Here is a 14,156-nt window from a genome sequence, read left to right as displayed (position 1 = left end):
AAATGAACCGACCCTAGGTTTGACTGGAACATAGGCCCTCATCGGCCACGGCAATCGAGCCTCGATCACCGTCCTTGCGGACGGATCGGGGTTTTTTCTTTTTTGGGACCGCTTCTCGCTTTTTTCAAACAGAGATGGACAGCTTGGGACAGCGCGACACCATCAGGATCAGCCTGCTTTATTCGTCCACCGGCGCCTATGCCGCGCTGGGGCGAGAGGCGATCGACGGTGCCATGGCGGCAATTGCCGAGGTCAATTCCGATCCGGCGCTGCCCTTCCGTTTCGAGCCGGTGATCGCCGACCCCGGTGGTAGTGCCGAGCGCTATGCCGCGCTGGCCGAAGAGGCGATCATGAGAAACCAGTGCCGCCATGTGGTCGGCACCATCACCTCCTGGAGCCGCAAGGAGGTCCTGCCGATCGTCGAGCGCAGCGGCGCTCTGCTCTGGTATGCCTTTCCGCATGAAGGCTATGAAGCGAGCGACCACGCGCTCTATCTTGGAGCCTGTCCCAACCAGCATCTGATCCCGCTGCTGGATTATGTCTTTCCCCGGTTCGGCGGACGTCCCTTCGTCGTCGGCTCGAACTACATCTGGGGATGGGAAATCGGCCGCATCGCCCGCGAATTGACCGATGCCGCCGGCGGTACTGTTCTGTCCGAACGCTACGTGCCGCTCGGCTCGGTCGAGGTCGAGCACCTGATCGAGGAAATCCGGGCTCGCAAGCCGGATTTCGTCCTCAGCAATCTTGTCGGCTCATCGGCCGCGGCGTTCCTGAAAGCCTACGCGGCGCTCGGCCGCGCCGACAGCGAATTCCTGCCCGCCAGACGCCCCGTCGTGTCCTGCAACGCGACCGAAACAGACCTTCAGGACCTCGGCGATGCCGCCGAGGGGCACATCACCACGTCGATCTATTTCGACCGGCTCGACACCCCCGAGAACCACGCCTTCAAGGCGCGTCTTGCGGATCGTTTCGGCGCGCGAAAACTGTCTTCGCCCTTCGTCTCGGCGCATATGGCGGTCTCCATCCTGGCTAATGCCGTGGCCGAGGCGGGCACCGATGATCCGAAAGCGATCAGGCAACTGGTGACGGCGCGGCGCTACGACACGCCGCTCGGTCCGCTGTCGATCGACCCGAAGACCCATCACGCCGCCTTGCGTTCGCATCTCGGTCGCTCGAACCAGGCTGGCGAATTCGAGGTCATCGACAGTTCGCCGTCGCCGATCATGGCCGATCCCTATCTCGTCCATGCGCAAATGCAGGTCTCGCTGGCGGAGCCCGCATCGTCCGAGAGGCATCTGCCGGCTGCCAAATCTCTCAAGGTGATCCAATGAGCCGCCCGCGGAGACCTTCGCTTGCCGGGTGGCAGGCCATCATCCTGCACCGGCCGCATCCGGCGGTGGAAGCTCTGCGCCGGCAGCTCGAGGCACTGCAGATCACGGTGCGCGATGTCTGGCCGCAAGTGTCGCCGACAGACGCGACTGCCGATGTCGTGTTCTTCGATGCGGATATGGGCCATGACGATCAGTTTCCCTGGCCGGCCGGCCATGCGCCGATGCCGCTGATCGCGATGATCGGCTCGGAAGCGCCCGGCCGGGTCGAATGGGCGCTGGGCCAGGGCTCGAACGCCCATCTGCTGAAGCCGATCGGCTCGACCGGCGCCTACAGCGCATTGCTGATCGCCGCCCATGCCTTCGAAGGCGCGCGCGCCCAGCAGGACGATATCCGCTCGCTCGAAGTGCGGCTTCGCCAGCGTCCCGTCGTGGTGCGCGCGGTGGTGAAGCTGATGCACGAACAGGGCGACGACGAGACTGCGGCGATGCGGCAATTGCGCAGTTTCGCCATGGCCTGGCGCATGACGATCGAGGAAGCCGCGGAAGCGGTGTGCAGCAATGACCAGCGCGCCCGCAAGGGTGCGTGAGAAAGACAGGAGAACAGTTGCGTGACAGTCGTTGAAGGCTTTGCCCCTTATGGGCCCCATCAGACCTGGTACCGGATCACCGGTGATCTGACCTCCGGCAAGGCCCCGCTCATCGTCGTGCATGGCGGGCCGGGCTGCACCCATGACTATGTCGACAGCTTCAAGGATATCGCAGCGACAGGCCGCGCGGTCGTGCATTACGACCAGGTCGGCAATGGTCGCTCGACCCATCTGCCCGACAAGGGTGGCGACTTCTGGACAGTCGATTTCTTCAAGGCCGAACTGCACAACCTCATCGATTTCCTCGGCCTCCGCGACGCCTATTGCGTCCTCGGCCAGTCCTGGGGCGGCATGCTGGGATCGGAGTTCGCGCTGGAAAGGCCGGCCGGCCTGAAAGCGCTGGTGATCGCGAATTCGCCGGCGAAGATGGAGACCTGGATCTCCGAAGCCAATCGCCTTCGGGCCGAACTGCCGACCGAGGTGCAGGCCACGCTGATGAAGCACGAGGTGGCAAAGACCACCGATACCGCGGAATACAAGGCCGCCACCGATGTGTTCAACGAACGCCATGTCTGTCGCATCGTGCCGATGCCGCCGGAGGTCAAGCGCACCTTCGACGCGATCGATGCCGATCCAACCGTCTACTACACGATGAACGGTCCCAATGAATTCCATGTCATCGGCACCATGAAGGACTGGTCCGTGGTCGGCAAACTGTCGACCATCGCGGTTCCGGTACTGCTGATTTCGGGCCGCTTCGACGAGGCGACGGAGGCCTGCGTGCAGCCCTTCGCCGATGAAATTCCGGATGTGCGCTGGACGATTTTCGAGCAGTCCAGCCACATGCCGCATGTGGAGGAGCGCGAGGCCTGCATGGCCGTGGTCGGGGGCTTCCTCGACGACAAGGCACCCTAATCAAAAGCGCCGGCAAGGCGCGACAAAGACCGTCGACATGAACAGTTAAAAACAACAGGGGAACAGATGAAGATGACGAACAGGTTATCCTTTGCAGGCCGGACAGGGGCCCTGCTGATTGCGGGCCTCCTGGCGCATTCCGCGCTCTGCGGATCTGCCTATGCCGAAGACCGGGCCGCCCTGATGGAAGCCCATCGCGGTGGTACGATGACGCTGTCTGCGGTCTCGGCCGCCGGCACGATCGATCCGATGATCAACTATACCGCGCAGTTCTGGCAGGTCTTCCAGCTCACCTATGACGGACTGCTGAAATTCAAGCAGGCCGACCGCAAGGAAGGCTTCGAGATTGTGCCGGACCTCGCCGAGGCGCTTCCCAAGCCTTCGGAGGACGGCAAGACCTATGTCTTCACGCTGCGCAAGGGAATCAAGTTTTCCAACGGTAGGGCGCTGACCGCCGCCGACGTTGTTGCCTCGTTCCAGCGCATCTTCAAGGTCAACAGCCCGACGTCGGGCAGCTTCTACAACAACATCGTCGGCGCCGACGCCTGCATCAAGGATAGCGCCTCCTGTACGCTTGAGGGCGGCATCGAGGGCGACGATGCCGCAGGCACCGTCACTTTCCATCTGGTGGAGCCGGATTCGGAATTCTTCGACAAGCTCGCCGTGCCGCATGCGACGATCCTGCCGGCCGATACGCCCGCCAAGGATGCCGGCACCGAGGCCCTTCCGGGCACCGGCGCCTATGTCATTGCAAGCTATGATCCGAACGACAAGATGGTGATCAAGCGCAATCCGGAATTCAAGGAATGGAGCGTCGACGCTCAGCCCGACGGCTATCCGGACGAGATCGTCTACCGCTTCGGCATGACCGAGGAAGCCTCGATCAACGCCATCCAGAACGGTCAGGTCGACTGGATGTTCGACACGCCGCCGGCGGACCGCCTGCAGGAACTCGGCACCAAATATGCAAACCAGGTGCATGTGAACCCGCTGGCCGCCTTCTGGTACGTGCCGATGAACACCAATCTGGCGCCGTTCGACAACGTCAAGGTGCGCCAGGCGCTCAATTATGCGGTCGACCGCGACGCACTGGTCGGTCTCTTCGGCGGTGATGTGCTGGCGCAGCCTGTCTGCCAGATCCTGCCGCCCGATTTCCCCGGCCATGTCGACAATTGCCTCTATACCGAGGATCCCGGTCCGGAATGGTCGGCACCCGACATGGAGAAGGCGAAGGCGCTGGTCGAGGAGTCCGGAACGGCCGGTCAGAAGGTGACGGTTATTGCCGAGGACAATGCGACCTCGCGGGCGATCGGCACCTATATCCAGAGCGTGCTTGGCGATCTGGGCTATGATGCGTCGGTAAAGGCGATCTCGCCGAACATCCAGTTCACCTATATCCAGAATACCGACAACAAGGTGCAACTGAGCGTCTCGCAGTGGTACATGGACTATCCGGCGGCCTCGAACTTCCTGAACGTGCTGCTTTCCTGCGCTTCGTTCACCCCCGGCAGCGATGCCTCGATCAACATTGCCGGCTACTGCAACAACGATCTGGACGTGAAGATGAAGGCCGCCATGGCCCAGTCGATCACCGATCCTGACGGCGCCAATGCGGAATGGGCAAAGATCGACACGGCGTTCATGGAGCAGGCGCCGCTTGCGCCCTTGTTCACGCCGAAGAATGTCGACTTCACCTCGAGCCGTGTCGGCAATTTCATCTTCTCCAACCAGTTCCGCTGGGTGATCTCCCAGTCCTGGGTGAAGTAACCGGCATAGGTCTTGAAAAGAGGAGACGCCCGGTCTGGGCGTCTCCCGGCCATGCGCTGCCCGCCGGCAGGCGCAGCCTCCGCACAGACTTCCGATCGGCTAAGGACATTGGATTTGTCAGATCTATCGATCACCGCGCCCGTGGACGAGAAAGATGCGCCCGTTGGCGCAAAACCGGCAAGGACCGGTCTCAGCCCGTGGAAACGCGGCTGGCGGATCATACGGTCCGATCTGTCGGCCCTTGTCGCGGCCTCCATCCTGCTGGTTATCGTCGCCGGCAGCCTCGCAGCGCCGCTCTATGCAGACTATGTTTCGGGCACCGATCCGTTTCGCTCCAATCTGAGCGGCAAGATCAAGGTCGACGGCAAGCGGGTGAAGATCATGCAGGCCTCGACCGAAGGACTGGGCCTCGGCGTCACGCCGATCGGCCCGACCTGGCAGGCGCAGTATCTGTTGGGCGCCGATGCGCAAGGGCGCGACGTTGCGGCAAGACTTCTCTATGGCGGGCGAAACTCGCTGCTGATTGCCGGTGCGGCAACCCTTATCTGTCTGGTGCTGGCGGCGCTTGTCGGCATCTGCGCCGGCTTTTTCGGCGGGATCACCGACATGGTGCTGTCGCGCATCCTCGATATTCTCTGGGCTTTTCCGGTCTACCTGCTGGCGATATCGCTCTCGATCGTGCTGATCTCGCAGGGCATCACCATCGGGCCCTTCCACATCACCTCCGGCAGCCTGTTGCTGCCGATCGGCATTATCGGCATCATCTATGTGCCCTATATCGCTCGACCGATCCGGGGTCGCGTGCTGACACTGAAGAACAGCGAATTCGTACTGGCGGCCAAGGGTCTCGGCATTCCGCGCTGGCGCATCCTGTTCCACGATATCCTGCCGAACGTCACCACGACGCTGATCGTCTATATTCCCTTGATGATGGCGCTGAATATCGTGACCGAATCGGCCCTGTCGTTCCTGTCCATCGGTGTACAGGCGCCGGATGCCAGCTGGGGCACGATCATCCAGGACGGCCAGACCCTTCTTTATACCCGCCCCATCGTGGCGCTGGCGCCCGGTCTTTCGATCGTGCTGACAGTGCTTGCCCTCAACGTGCTCGGCGACAGCGTGCGGGACGCGCTCGATCCGCGCACCAAGTTGCGCTGAGGAGGGATCATGGCTTTCGCAATGCTTCAGCGCCTGGTGCAGATGGTGTTCGTGATGTTCGGCATCTCCGCGCTGGTGTTCCTGATCTTCTTTGCCACACCCGGTGCCGATCCGGCGGCCCGCATTGCCGGGCGCAACGCGGCGCAGGAGACCGTCGAGGCGATCCGCAAGGATTTCGGCTTCGACCGGCCGTTGCCGGTGCAATATGGGATCATGATGAAGCGGCTGTTCGTCACGCAGGATCTGACCTCCTTCGTCAATCGCGGCTTGAAAGTTGTACCGCAGGTGCTGTCGGCCGCCCCGATCACGCTGTCGCTGGTCTTCGGTGCCGCCGTGCTCTGGGTGGTCGGCGGCATCACGGTCGGCGTCATCGCAGCGATGATGCGCGGAACGGTGATCGACAAGGGGTTGATGATCCTGGCACTGATTGGGGTGTCGATGCCGGTTTTCTGGTTCGGCGAAATGATGAACCTCGTTTCGCAAAGCCGCTTTCACGACACCTGGCTGTTCTCCTGGGTGCCGGGACTCGGCTACAAACCTCTGCTGAGCGATCCCTGGGGCTGGTTCAAGACGCTTCTGATCCCGTGGTTCACGCTGGCCGCCCTTTATATCGGCATCTACGGCCGGGTGCTGCGCGCCAATCTGGTGGAGGCCTATCAGGAGGACTTCATCCGCACGGCAAGGGCCAAGGGGCTCGGTCCCATGCGCGTCATGCTGCGCCACGCGCTTCGCACCTCGCTGATCCCGTTCGTCACCATGTTCGGTCTCGATTTCGGCGTGCTCGTCGGGGGTGCCGCACTGCTGACCGAAGTCGTTTTCGGCCTCAACGGCATCGGGCGGCTCACCTATCAGGCGCTGCTCAATCTCGATCTGCCGATGATCCTGGCAACGGTCATGTATGCCTCCTTCTTCGTTGTCGTCACCAATGCGGTGGTCGACATGGTCTATGTGCTGATCGATCCGCGGGTGAGGGGATGACGATGAACCAGTCCCCATCGCCGCTGCTGCTCGACGTCCAGGGATTGTCCGTCTCGTTTGCCACCGACCGGGGGCGGGTCAGGGCGATCGACGACGTCTCCTTCCAGCTGCGCGAAGGCGAGATCCTGTCGATCGTCGGCGAGTCCGGATCGGGCAAGTCCGTCACGCTGCTGTCGCTGCTCGGCCTGCACGATCCGCAGACGACCTTCGTTGATGGTGCGGTCGCCTTTCGCGGCAAGCACCTGCTGCAGATGAGCGAGCGCGAGATGCGCCGGCTGCGCGGCAAGGAGATCGGACTGATCTCGCAAGACCCGATGACGGCTTTGACCCCGGTCTACACCATCGGCTGGCAGATCGCCGAGCAGATCCGGGCGCATGAGAGCATATCCGCAAGAGCCGCCCGCAAGCGGTCGATCGAACTTCTGGGCGAAGTCGGGCTTGCCAATCCGGGCGAGGCCGTCGATCGCTATCCGCACCAATTGTCCGGCGGCATGCGCCAGCGGGCGGTGATCGCCATGGCGCTTTCGTGTAACCCGGCTTTGCTGGTTGCCGACGAGCCGACCACGGCGCTCGATGTTACCGTGCAGGCGCAGGTGCTGGATCTGCTGCTCCGGCTGCGCAAGGATTTCGGCTCCGCGATCATCCTGATTACCCATGACATGGGCGTGGTCGCCGAAGTCGCAGACCGGGTCAATGTCATGTATGCCGGCCGCATCGTCGAGAGGGGAACGACGGAAGAGGTCTTTTCCCACCCCATGCACCCCTATAGCTGGGGTCTTTTGGCGTCCATACCGTCGCTGACCGGCAAGCGGGCCGAGCGGCTTCCGGCCATCGGCGGCATGCCGCCGACCCCGGAATCCATCCCGGCCGGCTGCGGTTTCGCGCCGCGCTGCCGGTTCGCCCGCGGCGAATGCCTGAGCCGACCTCCGCTGCGGCGACAGGGGGACCAATCGGCGCTGTGCGTTCTTCAGCCGTCCGAACGCGATGCGCTCAGAGGCTCGATCCTGACGCTGGAGGAGCCCGCATGACGGCGCATTCGCAAAGAGAGCCGATCCTGCAAACTCAGGCCCTGACCAAGCATTTCACCGTCGGCAAGACCATGTGGCCCGGATCGGGCCGCACGCTTTATGCGGTCGAGGATGTCACGCTTGCGGTCTATCCCGGCGAAACGCTCGGCCTTGTCGGGGAATCGGGTAGCGGTAAATCCACCCTCGGGCGTTGCCTGACGCGGCTCTACGACATCACCTCGGGGCAATTGTCCTTCGAGGGCCAGGACATATCGACGGCCGGCGAGGGGGCGTTGAAGCCGACCCGGCGCAGCATGCAGATGATCTTTCAGGATCCCTCGGCCTCGCTCAATCCGCGCCGGCGGGTGCGCGACATCATCGGCGAGGTTCTGCAGGTCCACAGGCTGAGACCCACTGGCGAGATCAATGCTAGGCTTGGCGAGTTGATGGATCTGGTCGGGTTGCGGGCGGAATATCTCGACCGCTATCCGCACGAATTTTCCGGCGGCCAACGGCAGCGGATCGGGATTGCCCGGGCGCTCGCTGTCGAGCCGAAGCTGATCGTTGCCGACGAACCGGTCTCCGCGCTCGACGTGTCCGTGCAGGCGCAGATCGTCAACCTGTTCAGCGATCTGCGCCAGCAGTTGAACCTGACCTATGTCTTCATCGCCCATGATCTGGCCGTCGTGCGCCAGATCTCCACCCGTGTCGCGGTGATGTATCTGGGCTCGATCGTCGAACTGGGCGAGGCGGATGCGCTGTTTTCCAAGCCGCGTCACCCCTATACCCACGCGCTGATCTCGGCCATTCCGCAGCCGAAGAACCGCGGACGACGCGAACGGGTGCTGCTGACTGGCGAGATCCCGAGCCCGCTCGATCCGCCGAAGGGCTGCAAGTTCTCGCCACGCTGTCCCCATGCGACGGACCGATGCCGCGTCGAGCGGCCGGTGCTTCAAGCGCTCGACGACGAGCGCAGCGTCGCCTGCCATTATCCACTTTGAAGCCCGATCCAACTTGCCGTCGGCGGTCGGGTCCTGCTAAGTCCTGCCCCACGGGCCGCCCGGCCCGGTGCTTTCTCGCATGGATCCTGCACGCGCGTTGAACCCGCGATCCCATCCGTGCGTTGATCGACTGGAATTTGGGTTCGTCACAAATGCATGAAATCTTCGATCACCTTCTGATGCCCGCCTCGATCTCGGCCTTCCTGCAGGTCGTGATGATCGATCTGGTACTCGCAGCCGACAACGCGGTCGTCGTCGGCATGGCGGCTGCGGGTCTTGCCAGGCAGGACCGGGCAAAGGCGATCCTGGTGGGTATCGCCTGCGCCACGGTGCTGCGCATCGCCTTTGCGCTCGGCGCCAGCTATCTGCTGTCAATCATCGGTCTTCTGCTCGCCGGCGGCCTGCTGCTGCTCTGGGTGTGCTGGAAGATGTGGCGCGAACTGAAGGAGCAACCGGCGCAGGACGACCACGACGACGCGACCGGACCGCGGCGCAAGAGCTTCGCCCAGGCGATCAAGCATATCATCATCGCCGACGTCTCCATGTCGCTCGACAATGTGCTGGCGGTCGCGGGCGCCGCCCATGAGCATCCGATGGTGCTGGTCTTCGGTCTCTGTCTCTCGGTGGTGCTGATGGGCTTTGCCGCTTCGGCCATTGCCGGCCTGCTGACCCGTTACCGCTGGATTGCCTATGTCGGGCTGGCGGTTATCCTGTTCGTGGCCGGGGAGATGATCTGGCGCGGGGCCATGGAAGTCGCCTACGCGGTGCAGTGACGGCGACATGGTCGTGACGGTCACGGGCCGAATAACCCGCCCGTGACCTCTTGATGCCGTCTCAGCTTGCCATCGCATAGGTCTGTGTCGACAGATCGACTGCCTCGCCGGTCAGTGCGGACTGCTGGGCTGCAAGCCCCATGGCGACGGCCCACCAGCCATCCTCCAGCGACACCTCGATCGGCTGATTGCCGAGTGCTGCCCGCTGGAAGCGCTGGTGCTGGTAGAAGGTCGAGCCGTTGTGGTCGCCGGCCGCCAGCAGCGACGGATCGACCGGGATCTCGATCATGCGCGGACCTTTCGGATCGCGCGGCGAAACGATCACCTGCGCCACCGGCGGTTCGCCGAGATGGTCCGGCCAGAATCGACCGGGGCCCGGCACATGGCACTCGATCTTGCCTCTTGGGCCGACGGCCGAGATCTCCTCCTGATAGCGTGCGCCTTCGGCAAACATGCAAAGTTCCAGCATGGCGCGCGCGCCCGAGGCGAAGTCGACGATCACATAGGCATTGTCCCAGATGTCCGAACGCTCGCCATTGTAGCTTTCGCTCACATGGTTCACCGATTGGCCGCCCGAGGCCATGATCCGCACGGGGTCCGACTTCAGGATGTGACGCATCAGGTCGAAGAAATGGCAGCACTTCTCGACCAGCGTGCCGCCGGTATTGCGGTTGAAGCGGTTCCAGTCGCCGACCTTTTCCAGGAAGGGAAAGCGGTGCTCACGGATGGTCAGCATTCGCACACCACCGGTGGCGGCCTCCGCCTCCTCGATCATCCGGGCGACCGGCGGCATGTAGCGATACTCCATCGCCACCCAGATCGGGGCGGGATAGGCGGCGCGCAGCGCTTCCAGCCGGGGCGCGTCTTCCGGCGCGGTAAACAGCGGCTTTTCGACCAGCACGGGCAGCGGTCGGATCGCGGCGATCTTCTCCAGCTGTTCCAGGTGGAAGTAGTTCGGGCTGGCAATCAGCAGGCAATTGACCGCCTCGACGGCCAGCAGTTCCTCGATCGTATTGACGATCCTGGCGCCGGGCACCATCGCGGCGGCGGCGCTGCGCATGGCCGGGTCCGGCTCGAAGATCGCGGCAACGCCGGCATTGCTCAAAAGCGCGATGTTGCGCAGATGCTCTTGCCCCATCATGCCGCAGCCGATGATCCCGTAATTCAGTCTTTCCAATGTCTCCTCCCTATTTGAGACGCGCTACGTAGCGGGCGATATCTGCGTCGAACCAGGTTTTCGAGACTTCGGCGCGTTCGCCGTCTCTCGCCTGGCTGACGCGGGTGATGAGGGGAATGGCGGTGCCGACCGGTTGCCCGAAGCTCCCAGGGCTCCAATCTGGAACGGTGCCAAGCCCGACCTGGTCTTCGGCCCGGACGATCCAGAGGCCGAGGCGGTCGCGATAATACAGGTAGAGCGATTCCGACAGCTCCTCGATTCCGATCTTTTCGACATAGCTGCCGTCCAGCCAGATTTCCTCGACCGCCGCGATCTTGCCGGACAGGCGTCTGAGACGTCGGATGCGATGCCCCTCGGGCGAGCTGCCGAATTCCGGCAAGTCCGCGGGTTTGGGCATGCGCTCGACACTCAGGACTTCCGCCGTCGGCAGGCCGCCGCCGCCAATCAGCTCCAGCCGGAACATCGCGTAGACGCTTTTCGGATCGCTGATCGCACGGATGTAATTGCCCGAACCCTGCACCCGCTCCAGCAGCCCGCGGCTCTGAAGCTCGGCCAGTGCCTTTCTGAGCGTGCCAACGGCAATGCCGAGTGTGGCCGCCATGTCGCGTTCGGGCGGCAGCCGCTCGCCGTCGATCAACCTGTTGGCGGCGATATCGCGGACCAGCAGTTCGACGATCTGCAGATAGACGGGAAGGCTTCCGGGCGTCTGGTTCATGGAGGGCGGCGGCGTCTTTCGAACGGTCGGATGCAAAAATTGATACACTATTGATTTATATCAAATCGAGTGTTAGGCAAGACAAAACTTCCAGTGAGGAGGGAAGAATTGATGACCATCGTTCCCGTCACGTCCGCCGATCTCGATGCCGCCGAAGTGTCCTGGTTTTCCGCGCTCTGCTCCGATGACTACGCCTATCTGGGCGTGCCGGACGGATCGCTGCGATCCAGCTTCGAGCACTGCTCCGATATCGTGAAGACGGCAGAGGCCAAGGGCTTTCGCAACATTCTCTGCCCGTCCTCCTATCAGGTCGGACAGGACACGCTGTCTTTCGTTGCGGGCTGTGCGCCGATCACCGACAAGATCAATTTCCTCGCGGCCATCCGCTGTGGCGAGATGCAACCGATCATGCTGGCACGCACCGTTGCCACGCTCGACCACATGCTGAAGGGCCGTCTGACGCTCAATGTCATCAGCTCCGATTTTCCGGGCGAAAAGGTCGATAGCGCCTATCGTTACAAGCGCAGCCACGAGGTGGTGGAGATCCTGCGCCAGGCCTGGACGCGCGATACGATCGACTTCGAGGGCGAAATCTATAATTTCAAGGGCGTCACCACCGATCCGGCGCGGCCCTACCAGCAGAACGGCGGGCCGCTGCTCTATTTCGGCGGTTATTCGCCGGATGCGCTCGAGCTCTGCGGTGCGCAGTGCGACGTCTATCTGATGTGGCCGGAAACCAAGGACCAGCTTGCCGAGCGGATGAAGGCTGTCCATGAGCGCGCCGCCGCCCACAATCGGACGCTCGATTACGGCCTGCGGGTTCACGTGGTCGTGCGCGACACCGAACAGGAAGCGCGCGAATATGCCGATCATCTGGTCTCCAAGCTGGACGATGAATACGGCCGCCTGATCCGCGACCGGGCGCATGATTCCATCTCTCTCGGCGTTGCCCATCAGGCGCGTGCCCGCGAGCTTGCCGATCAGTTCGGCTATACCGAGCCCAATCTGTGGACCGGCGTCGGCCGGGCCCGTTCGGGCTGCGGTGCGGCCCTTGTGGGGTCGACGGACCAGGTGCTGAGCAAGCTGGAAGACTACCAGAAAATGGGCATCCGGGCCTTCATCCTCTCGGGTTACCCGCATATCGACGAGGCCGAGCATTTCGGCACCAAGGTGCTTCCGCAGATGAAGACTTGCTCGTTGCCGCATGAATATGGGCGTGTGCCGACGGAGACCCCGGCCACCCCGCTTGGAACTGGAGAACGCCGCTAATGGAACGCATCGACATCGCACCCGGCATCACATTCAGCCGCATCGTCTATGGCATGTGGCGGCTGGGCGACGGCGAGGATACCGCTCCGTCCGATGTTCAGGCCAAGGTCGAATCCTGTCTGGAACAGGGCATCACCACGATGGACCAGGCCGATATCTATGGCGGCTACGCTGCCGAAGCATTGTTCGGCACGGCACTGAAGGCGTCGCCCGCCCTGCGCGACAAACTGGAGATCGTCACCAAGTGCGACATCGTAGCACCCGTCGGCCGGCATTCCGCCGCGCGGGTCAAATACTACGACACCACCGCCGAGCACATCAACGCCTCGGTCGAAGCGTCGCTGAAAGACATGGGCACGGACCGCATCGACCTGCTGTTGATCCATCGTCCCGATCCGCTGATGGATCCGGATGAGACCGGCCCGGCGCTCGATGCGCTGGTCAAGTCCGGCAAGGTGCTGAGTGTTGGCGTCTCGAATTTCCGCCCCTGGGATTTCCAGCTGCTGCAATCCTCGATGGAGGGAAATCTGGTGACGAACCAGATCGAGATGAGCCTTCTGGCGGCCGATGCCTTCACCAATGGCGATCTTGCCTTTCTGCAGGAACGGATGATCGCGCCGATGGCCTGGTCGCCGCTTGGCGGCGGGTCGCTGTTCTCCGAAGGCCATAAGGATCTGATGGCTGCACTGACGCGGATCGGTAAAGAGCAGGACGTCGATGCGACGGCCGTCGCGATTGCCTGGCTGCTGCGCCACCCCGCGAAAATCCTGCCGGTGCTCGGCACCAACAATCTCGCCCGCATCGCCCGGATCGGCGATGCCGCGAAGGTGGTGCTCGACCGTCAGACCTGGTTTGAACTCTACACTCTGGCAATTGGAAAAGAGGTGGCGTGATGATGGCTGCTGGCGACGTACCCGCCCGTGCTGAAAACCTATTCGTTCCCGAACCCGCCAATTCGCGCATTTTTCGCAATGCGCTTGGCAGCTACACGACCGGCGTGGCCGTGGTCACCGTCATGGGTCCTCAGGGGCCGGCAGGAATGACCGTCAACAGCTTCGCCTCGGTGTCGCTCGATCCGCCACTGGTGCTCTGGTCGCCGGCCAAGAGCTCGACCCGTCACGGCCTTTTCACCGAGGCCGAGCACTACGCCATTCACGTGCTGAGCGCAGAGCAGGATGGTCTCAGCCATCGCTTCACCCGCGGTGGCGCCGGGTTCGAAGGGCTTGAATGGGATTTCAACGATGACGGCGTTCCGGTGATACCGGGCACGTTGGCGCGCTTCGAATGCGTCCGTTCCAATCTGCATGATGCCGGTGATCATTCCATCATCATCGGCAGGGTTTTGCGCGCAGCCCACAGGGAAGGGGAGCCCTTGTGTTTTTCGCGCGGCAGTTTCGGGCGGTTCGCTCACAACATTTCATGACATATGTGCCGTCAGCCGACTGACGGCACCGCGGGAGGAGATCGCGGTGAAAGAG

General features: G+C 62.8%; 14 protein-coding genes. 12 read left to right on the top strand and 2 right to left on the bottom strand.

Features of this window, described 5'->3' with window-relative positions; all coding sequences use genetic code 11:
• Window positions 1–143: 143 nt before the first annotated feature.
• The 9 genes from J2Z17_RS03020 (at window position 144) to J2Z17_RS02980 (ending at window position 9,517) form a co-directional block, all read left to right on the top strand.
• A complete protein-coding gene (locus J2Z17_RS03020) occupies window positions 144–1,331 on the top strand; it encodes a transporter substrate-binding protein (protein ID WP_209942060.1) in 1,188 nt (395 codons plus the stop codon).
• The gene (locus J2Z17_RS03015) at window positions 1,328–1,918 is read left to right on the top strand and encodes an ANTAR domain-containing response regulator (RefSeq protein ID WP_209942059.1); all 591 of its coding nucleotides are present in this window, start codon (window positions 1,328–1,330) and stop codon (window positions 1,916–1,918) included. The genes J2Z17_RS03020 and J2Z17_RS03015 overlap by 4 nt, the downstream gene beginning before the upstream one ends.
• A 21-nt stretch (window positions 1,919–1,939) precedes the next feature.
• Window positions 1,940–2,833 (top strand): proline iminopeptidase-family hydrolase, encoded by an 894-nt coding sequence (locus J2Z17_RS03010; RefSeq protein ID WP_209942058.1) that lies wholly within the window; start codon window positions 1,940–1,942, stop codon window positions 2,831–2,833.
• Window positions 2,834–2,905: 72 nt separating this feature from the next.
• Window positions 2,906–4,600, top strand: coding sequence for an ABC transporter substrate-binding protein (locus J2Z17_RS03005; RefSeq protein WP_209942056.1), 1,695 nt, complete (start codon window positions 2,906–2,908; stop codon window positions 4,598–4,600).
• A gap of 114 nt (window positions 4,601–4,714) precedes the next feature.
• A complete protein-coding gene (locus J2Z17_RS03000; protein WP_245223814.1) occupies window positions 4,715–5,758 on the top strand; it encodes an ABC transporter permease in 1,044 nt (347 codons plus the stop codon).
• A 9-nt stretch (window positions 5,759–5,767) separates the two neighbouring features.
• Window positions 5,768–6,736 (top strand): ABC transporter permease, encoded by a 969-nt coding sequence (locus J2Z17_RS02995; RefSeq protein ID WP_209942053.1) that lies wholly within the window; start codon window positions 5,768–5,770, stop codon window positions 6,734–6,736.
• A 2-nt stretch (window positions 6,737–6,738) separates the two neighbouring features.
• Window positions 6,739–7,764 (top strand): ABC transporter ATP-binding protein, encoded by a 1,026-nt coding sequence (locus J2Z17_RS02990; protein WP_209942052.1) that lies wholly within the window; start codon window positions 6,739–6,741, stop codon window positions 7,762–7,764.
• Complete coding sequence (locus J2Z17_RS02985) at window positions 7,761–8,744, top strand: ABC transporter ATP-binding protein (protein WP_209942051.1); 984 nt, start codon at window positions 7,761–7,763, stop codon at window positions 8,742–8,744. The genes J2Z17_RS02990 and J2Z17_RS02985 overlap by 4 nt, the downstream gene beginning before the upstream one ends.
• Before the next feature lie 152 nt (window positions 8,745–8,896).
• Complete coding sequence (locus J2Z17_RS02980) at window positions 8,897–9,517, top strand: TerC family protein (protein ID WP_209942048.1); 621 nt, start codon at window positions 8,897–8,899, stop codon at window positions 9,515–9,517.
• Window positions 9,518–9,578: 61 nt separating this feature from the next.
• On the opposite strand, the gene J2Z17_RS02975 is transcribed toward J2Z17_RS02980, so the two are convergent.
• A complete protein-coding gene (locus J2Z17_RS02975; protein WP_209942045.1) occupies window positions 9,579–10,694 on the bottom strand; it encodes a Gfo/Idh/MocA family protein in 1,116 nt (371 codons plus the stop codon).
• Window positions 10,695–10,704: 10 nt separating this feature from the next.
• A complete protein-coding gene (locus J2Z17_RS02970) occupies window positions 10,705–11,409 on the bottom strand; it encodes a GntR family transcriptional regulator (protein WP_209942043.1) in 705 nt (234 codons plus the stop codon).
• 111 nt (window positions 11,410–11,520) lie between these two features.
• On the opposite strand from J2Z17_RS02970, the gene J2Z17_RS02965 reads away from it, so the two are divergent.
• The 3 genes from J2Z17_RS02965 to smoA are packed head-to-tail and all read left to right on the top strand — an operon-like array spanning window position 11,521 to window position 14,101.
• Window positions 11,521–12,678 (top strand): LLM class flavin-dependent oxidoreductase, encoded by a 1,158-nt coding sequence (locus J2Z17_RS02965; RefSeq protein ID WP_209942041.1) that lies wholly within the window; start codon window positions 11,521–11,523, stop codon window positions 12,676–12,678.
• Window positions 12,678–13,571, top strand: coding sequence for an aldo/keto reductase (locus J2Z17_RS02960; RefSeq protein ID WP_209942039.1), 894 nt, complete (start codon window positions 12,678–12,680; stop codon window positions 13,569–13,571). Before J2Z17_RS02965 ends, J2Z17_RS02960 begins: the two co-directional genes overlap by 1 nt.
• Entirely contained in the window at window positions 13,571–14,101 is a 531-nt protein-coding gene (smoA, locus tag J2Z17_RS02955) for an NADH-dependent FMN reductase SmoA (protein WP_209942037.1), read from the top strand. Before J2Z17_RS02960 ends, smoA begins: the two co-directional genes overlap by 1 nt.
• Window positions 14,102–14,156: the final 55 nt, after the last annotated feature.

The organism is Heterorhizobium halophytocola (genome assembly GCF_017873095.1).
Classification (GTDB): Bacteria; Pseudomonadota; Alphaproteobacteria; order Rhizobiales; family Rhizobiaceae; genus Allorhizobium; species Allorhizobium halophytocola.
Note: the sequence above shows the minus strand (reverse complement) of the source record. Positions and strands in the feature narration are given on the sequence as shown.

Coding starts and splice junctions, on each gene's coding strand:
- J2Z17_RS03015 (WP_209942059.1), top strand. CDS start 1,328: ATGAGCCGCCCGCGGAGACCTTCGCTTGCCGGGTGGCAGGCCATCATC.
- J2Z17_RS03005 (WP_209942056.1), top strand. CDS start 2,906: ATGACGAACAGGTTATCCTTTGCAGGCCGGACAGGGGCCCTGCTGATT.
- J2Z17_RS02995 (WP_209942053.1), top strand. CDS start 5,768: ATGGCTTTCGCAATGCTTCAGCGCCTGGTGCAGATGGTGTTCGTGATG.
- J2Z17_RS02990 (WP_209942052.1), top strand. CDS start 6,739: ATGAACCAGTCCCCATCGCCGCTGCTGCTCGACGTCCAGGGATTGTCC.
- J2Z17_RS02985 (WP_209942051.1), top strand. CDS start 7,761: ATGACGGCGCATTCGCAAAGAGAGCCGATCCTGCAAACTCAGGCCCTG.
- J2Z17_RS02980 (WP_209942048.1), top strand. CDS start 8,897: ATGCATGAAATCTTCGATCACCTTCTGATGCCCGCCTCGATCTCGGCC.
- J2Z17_RS02970 (WP_209942043.1), bottom strand. CDS start 11,409: ATGAACCAGACGCCCGGAAGCCTTCCCGTCTATCTGCAGATCGTCGAA.
- J2Z17_RS02965 (WP_209942041.1), top strand. CDS start 11,521: ATGACCATCGTTCCCGTCACGTCCGCCGATCTCGATGCCGCCGAAGTG.
- J2Z17_RS02960 (WP_209942039.1), top strand. CDS start 12,678: ATGGAACGCATCGACATCGCACCCGGCATCACATTCAGCCGCATCGTC.
- smoA (WP_209942037.1), top strand. CDS start 13,571: ATGATGGCTGCTGGCGACGTACCCGCCCGTGCTGAAAACCTATTCGTT.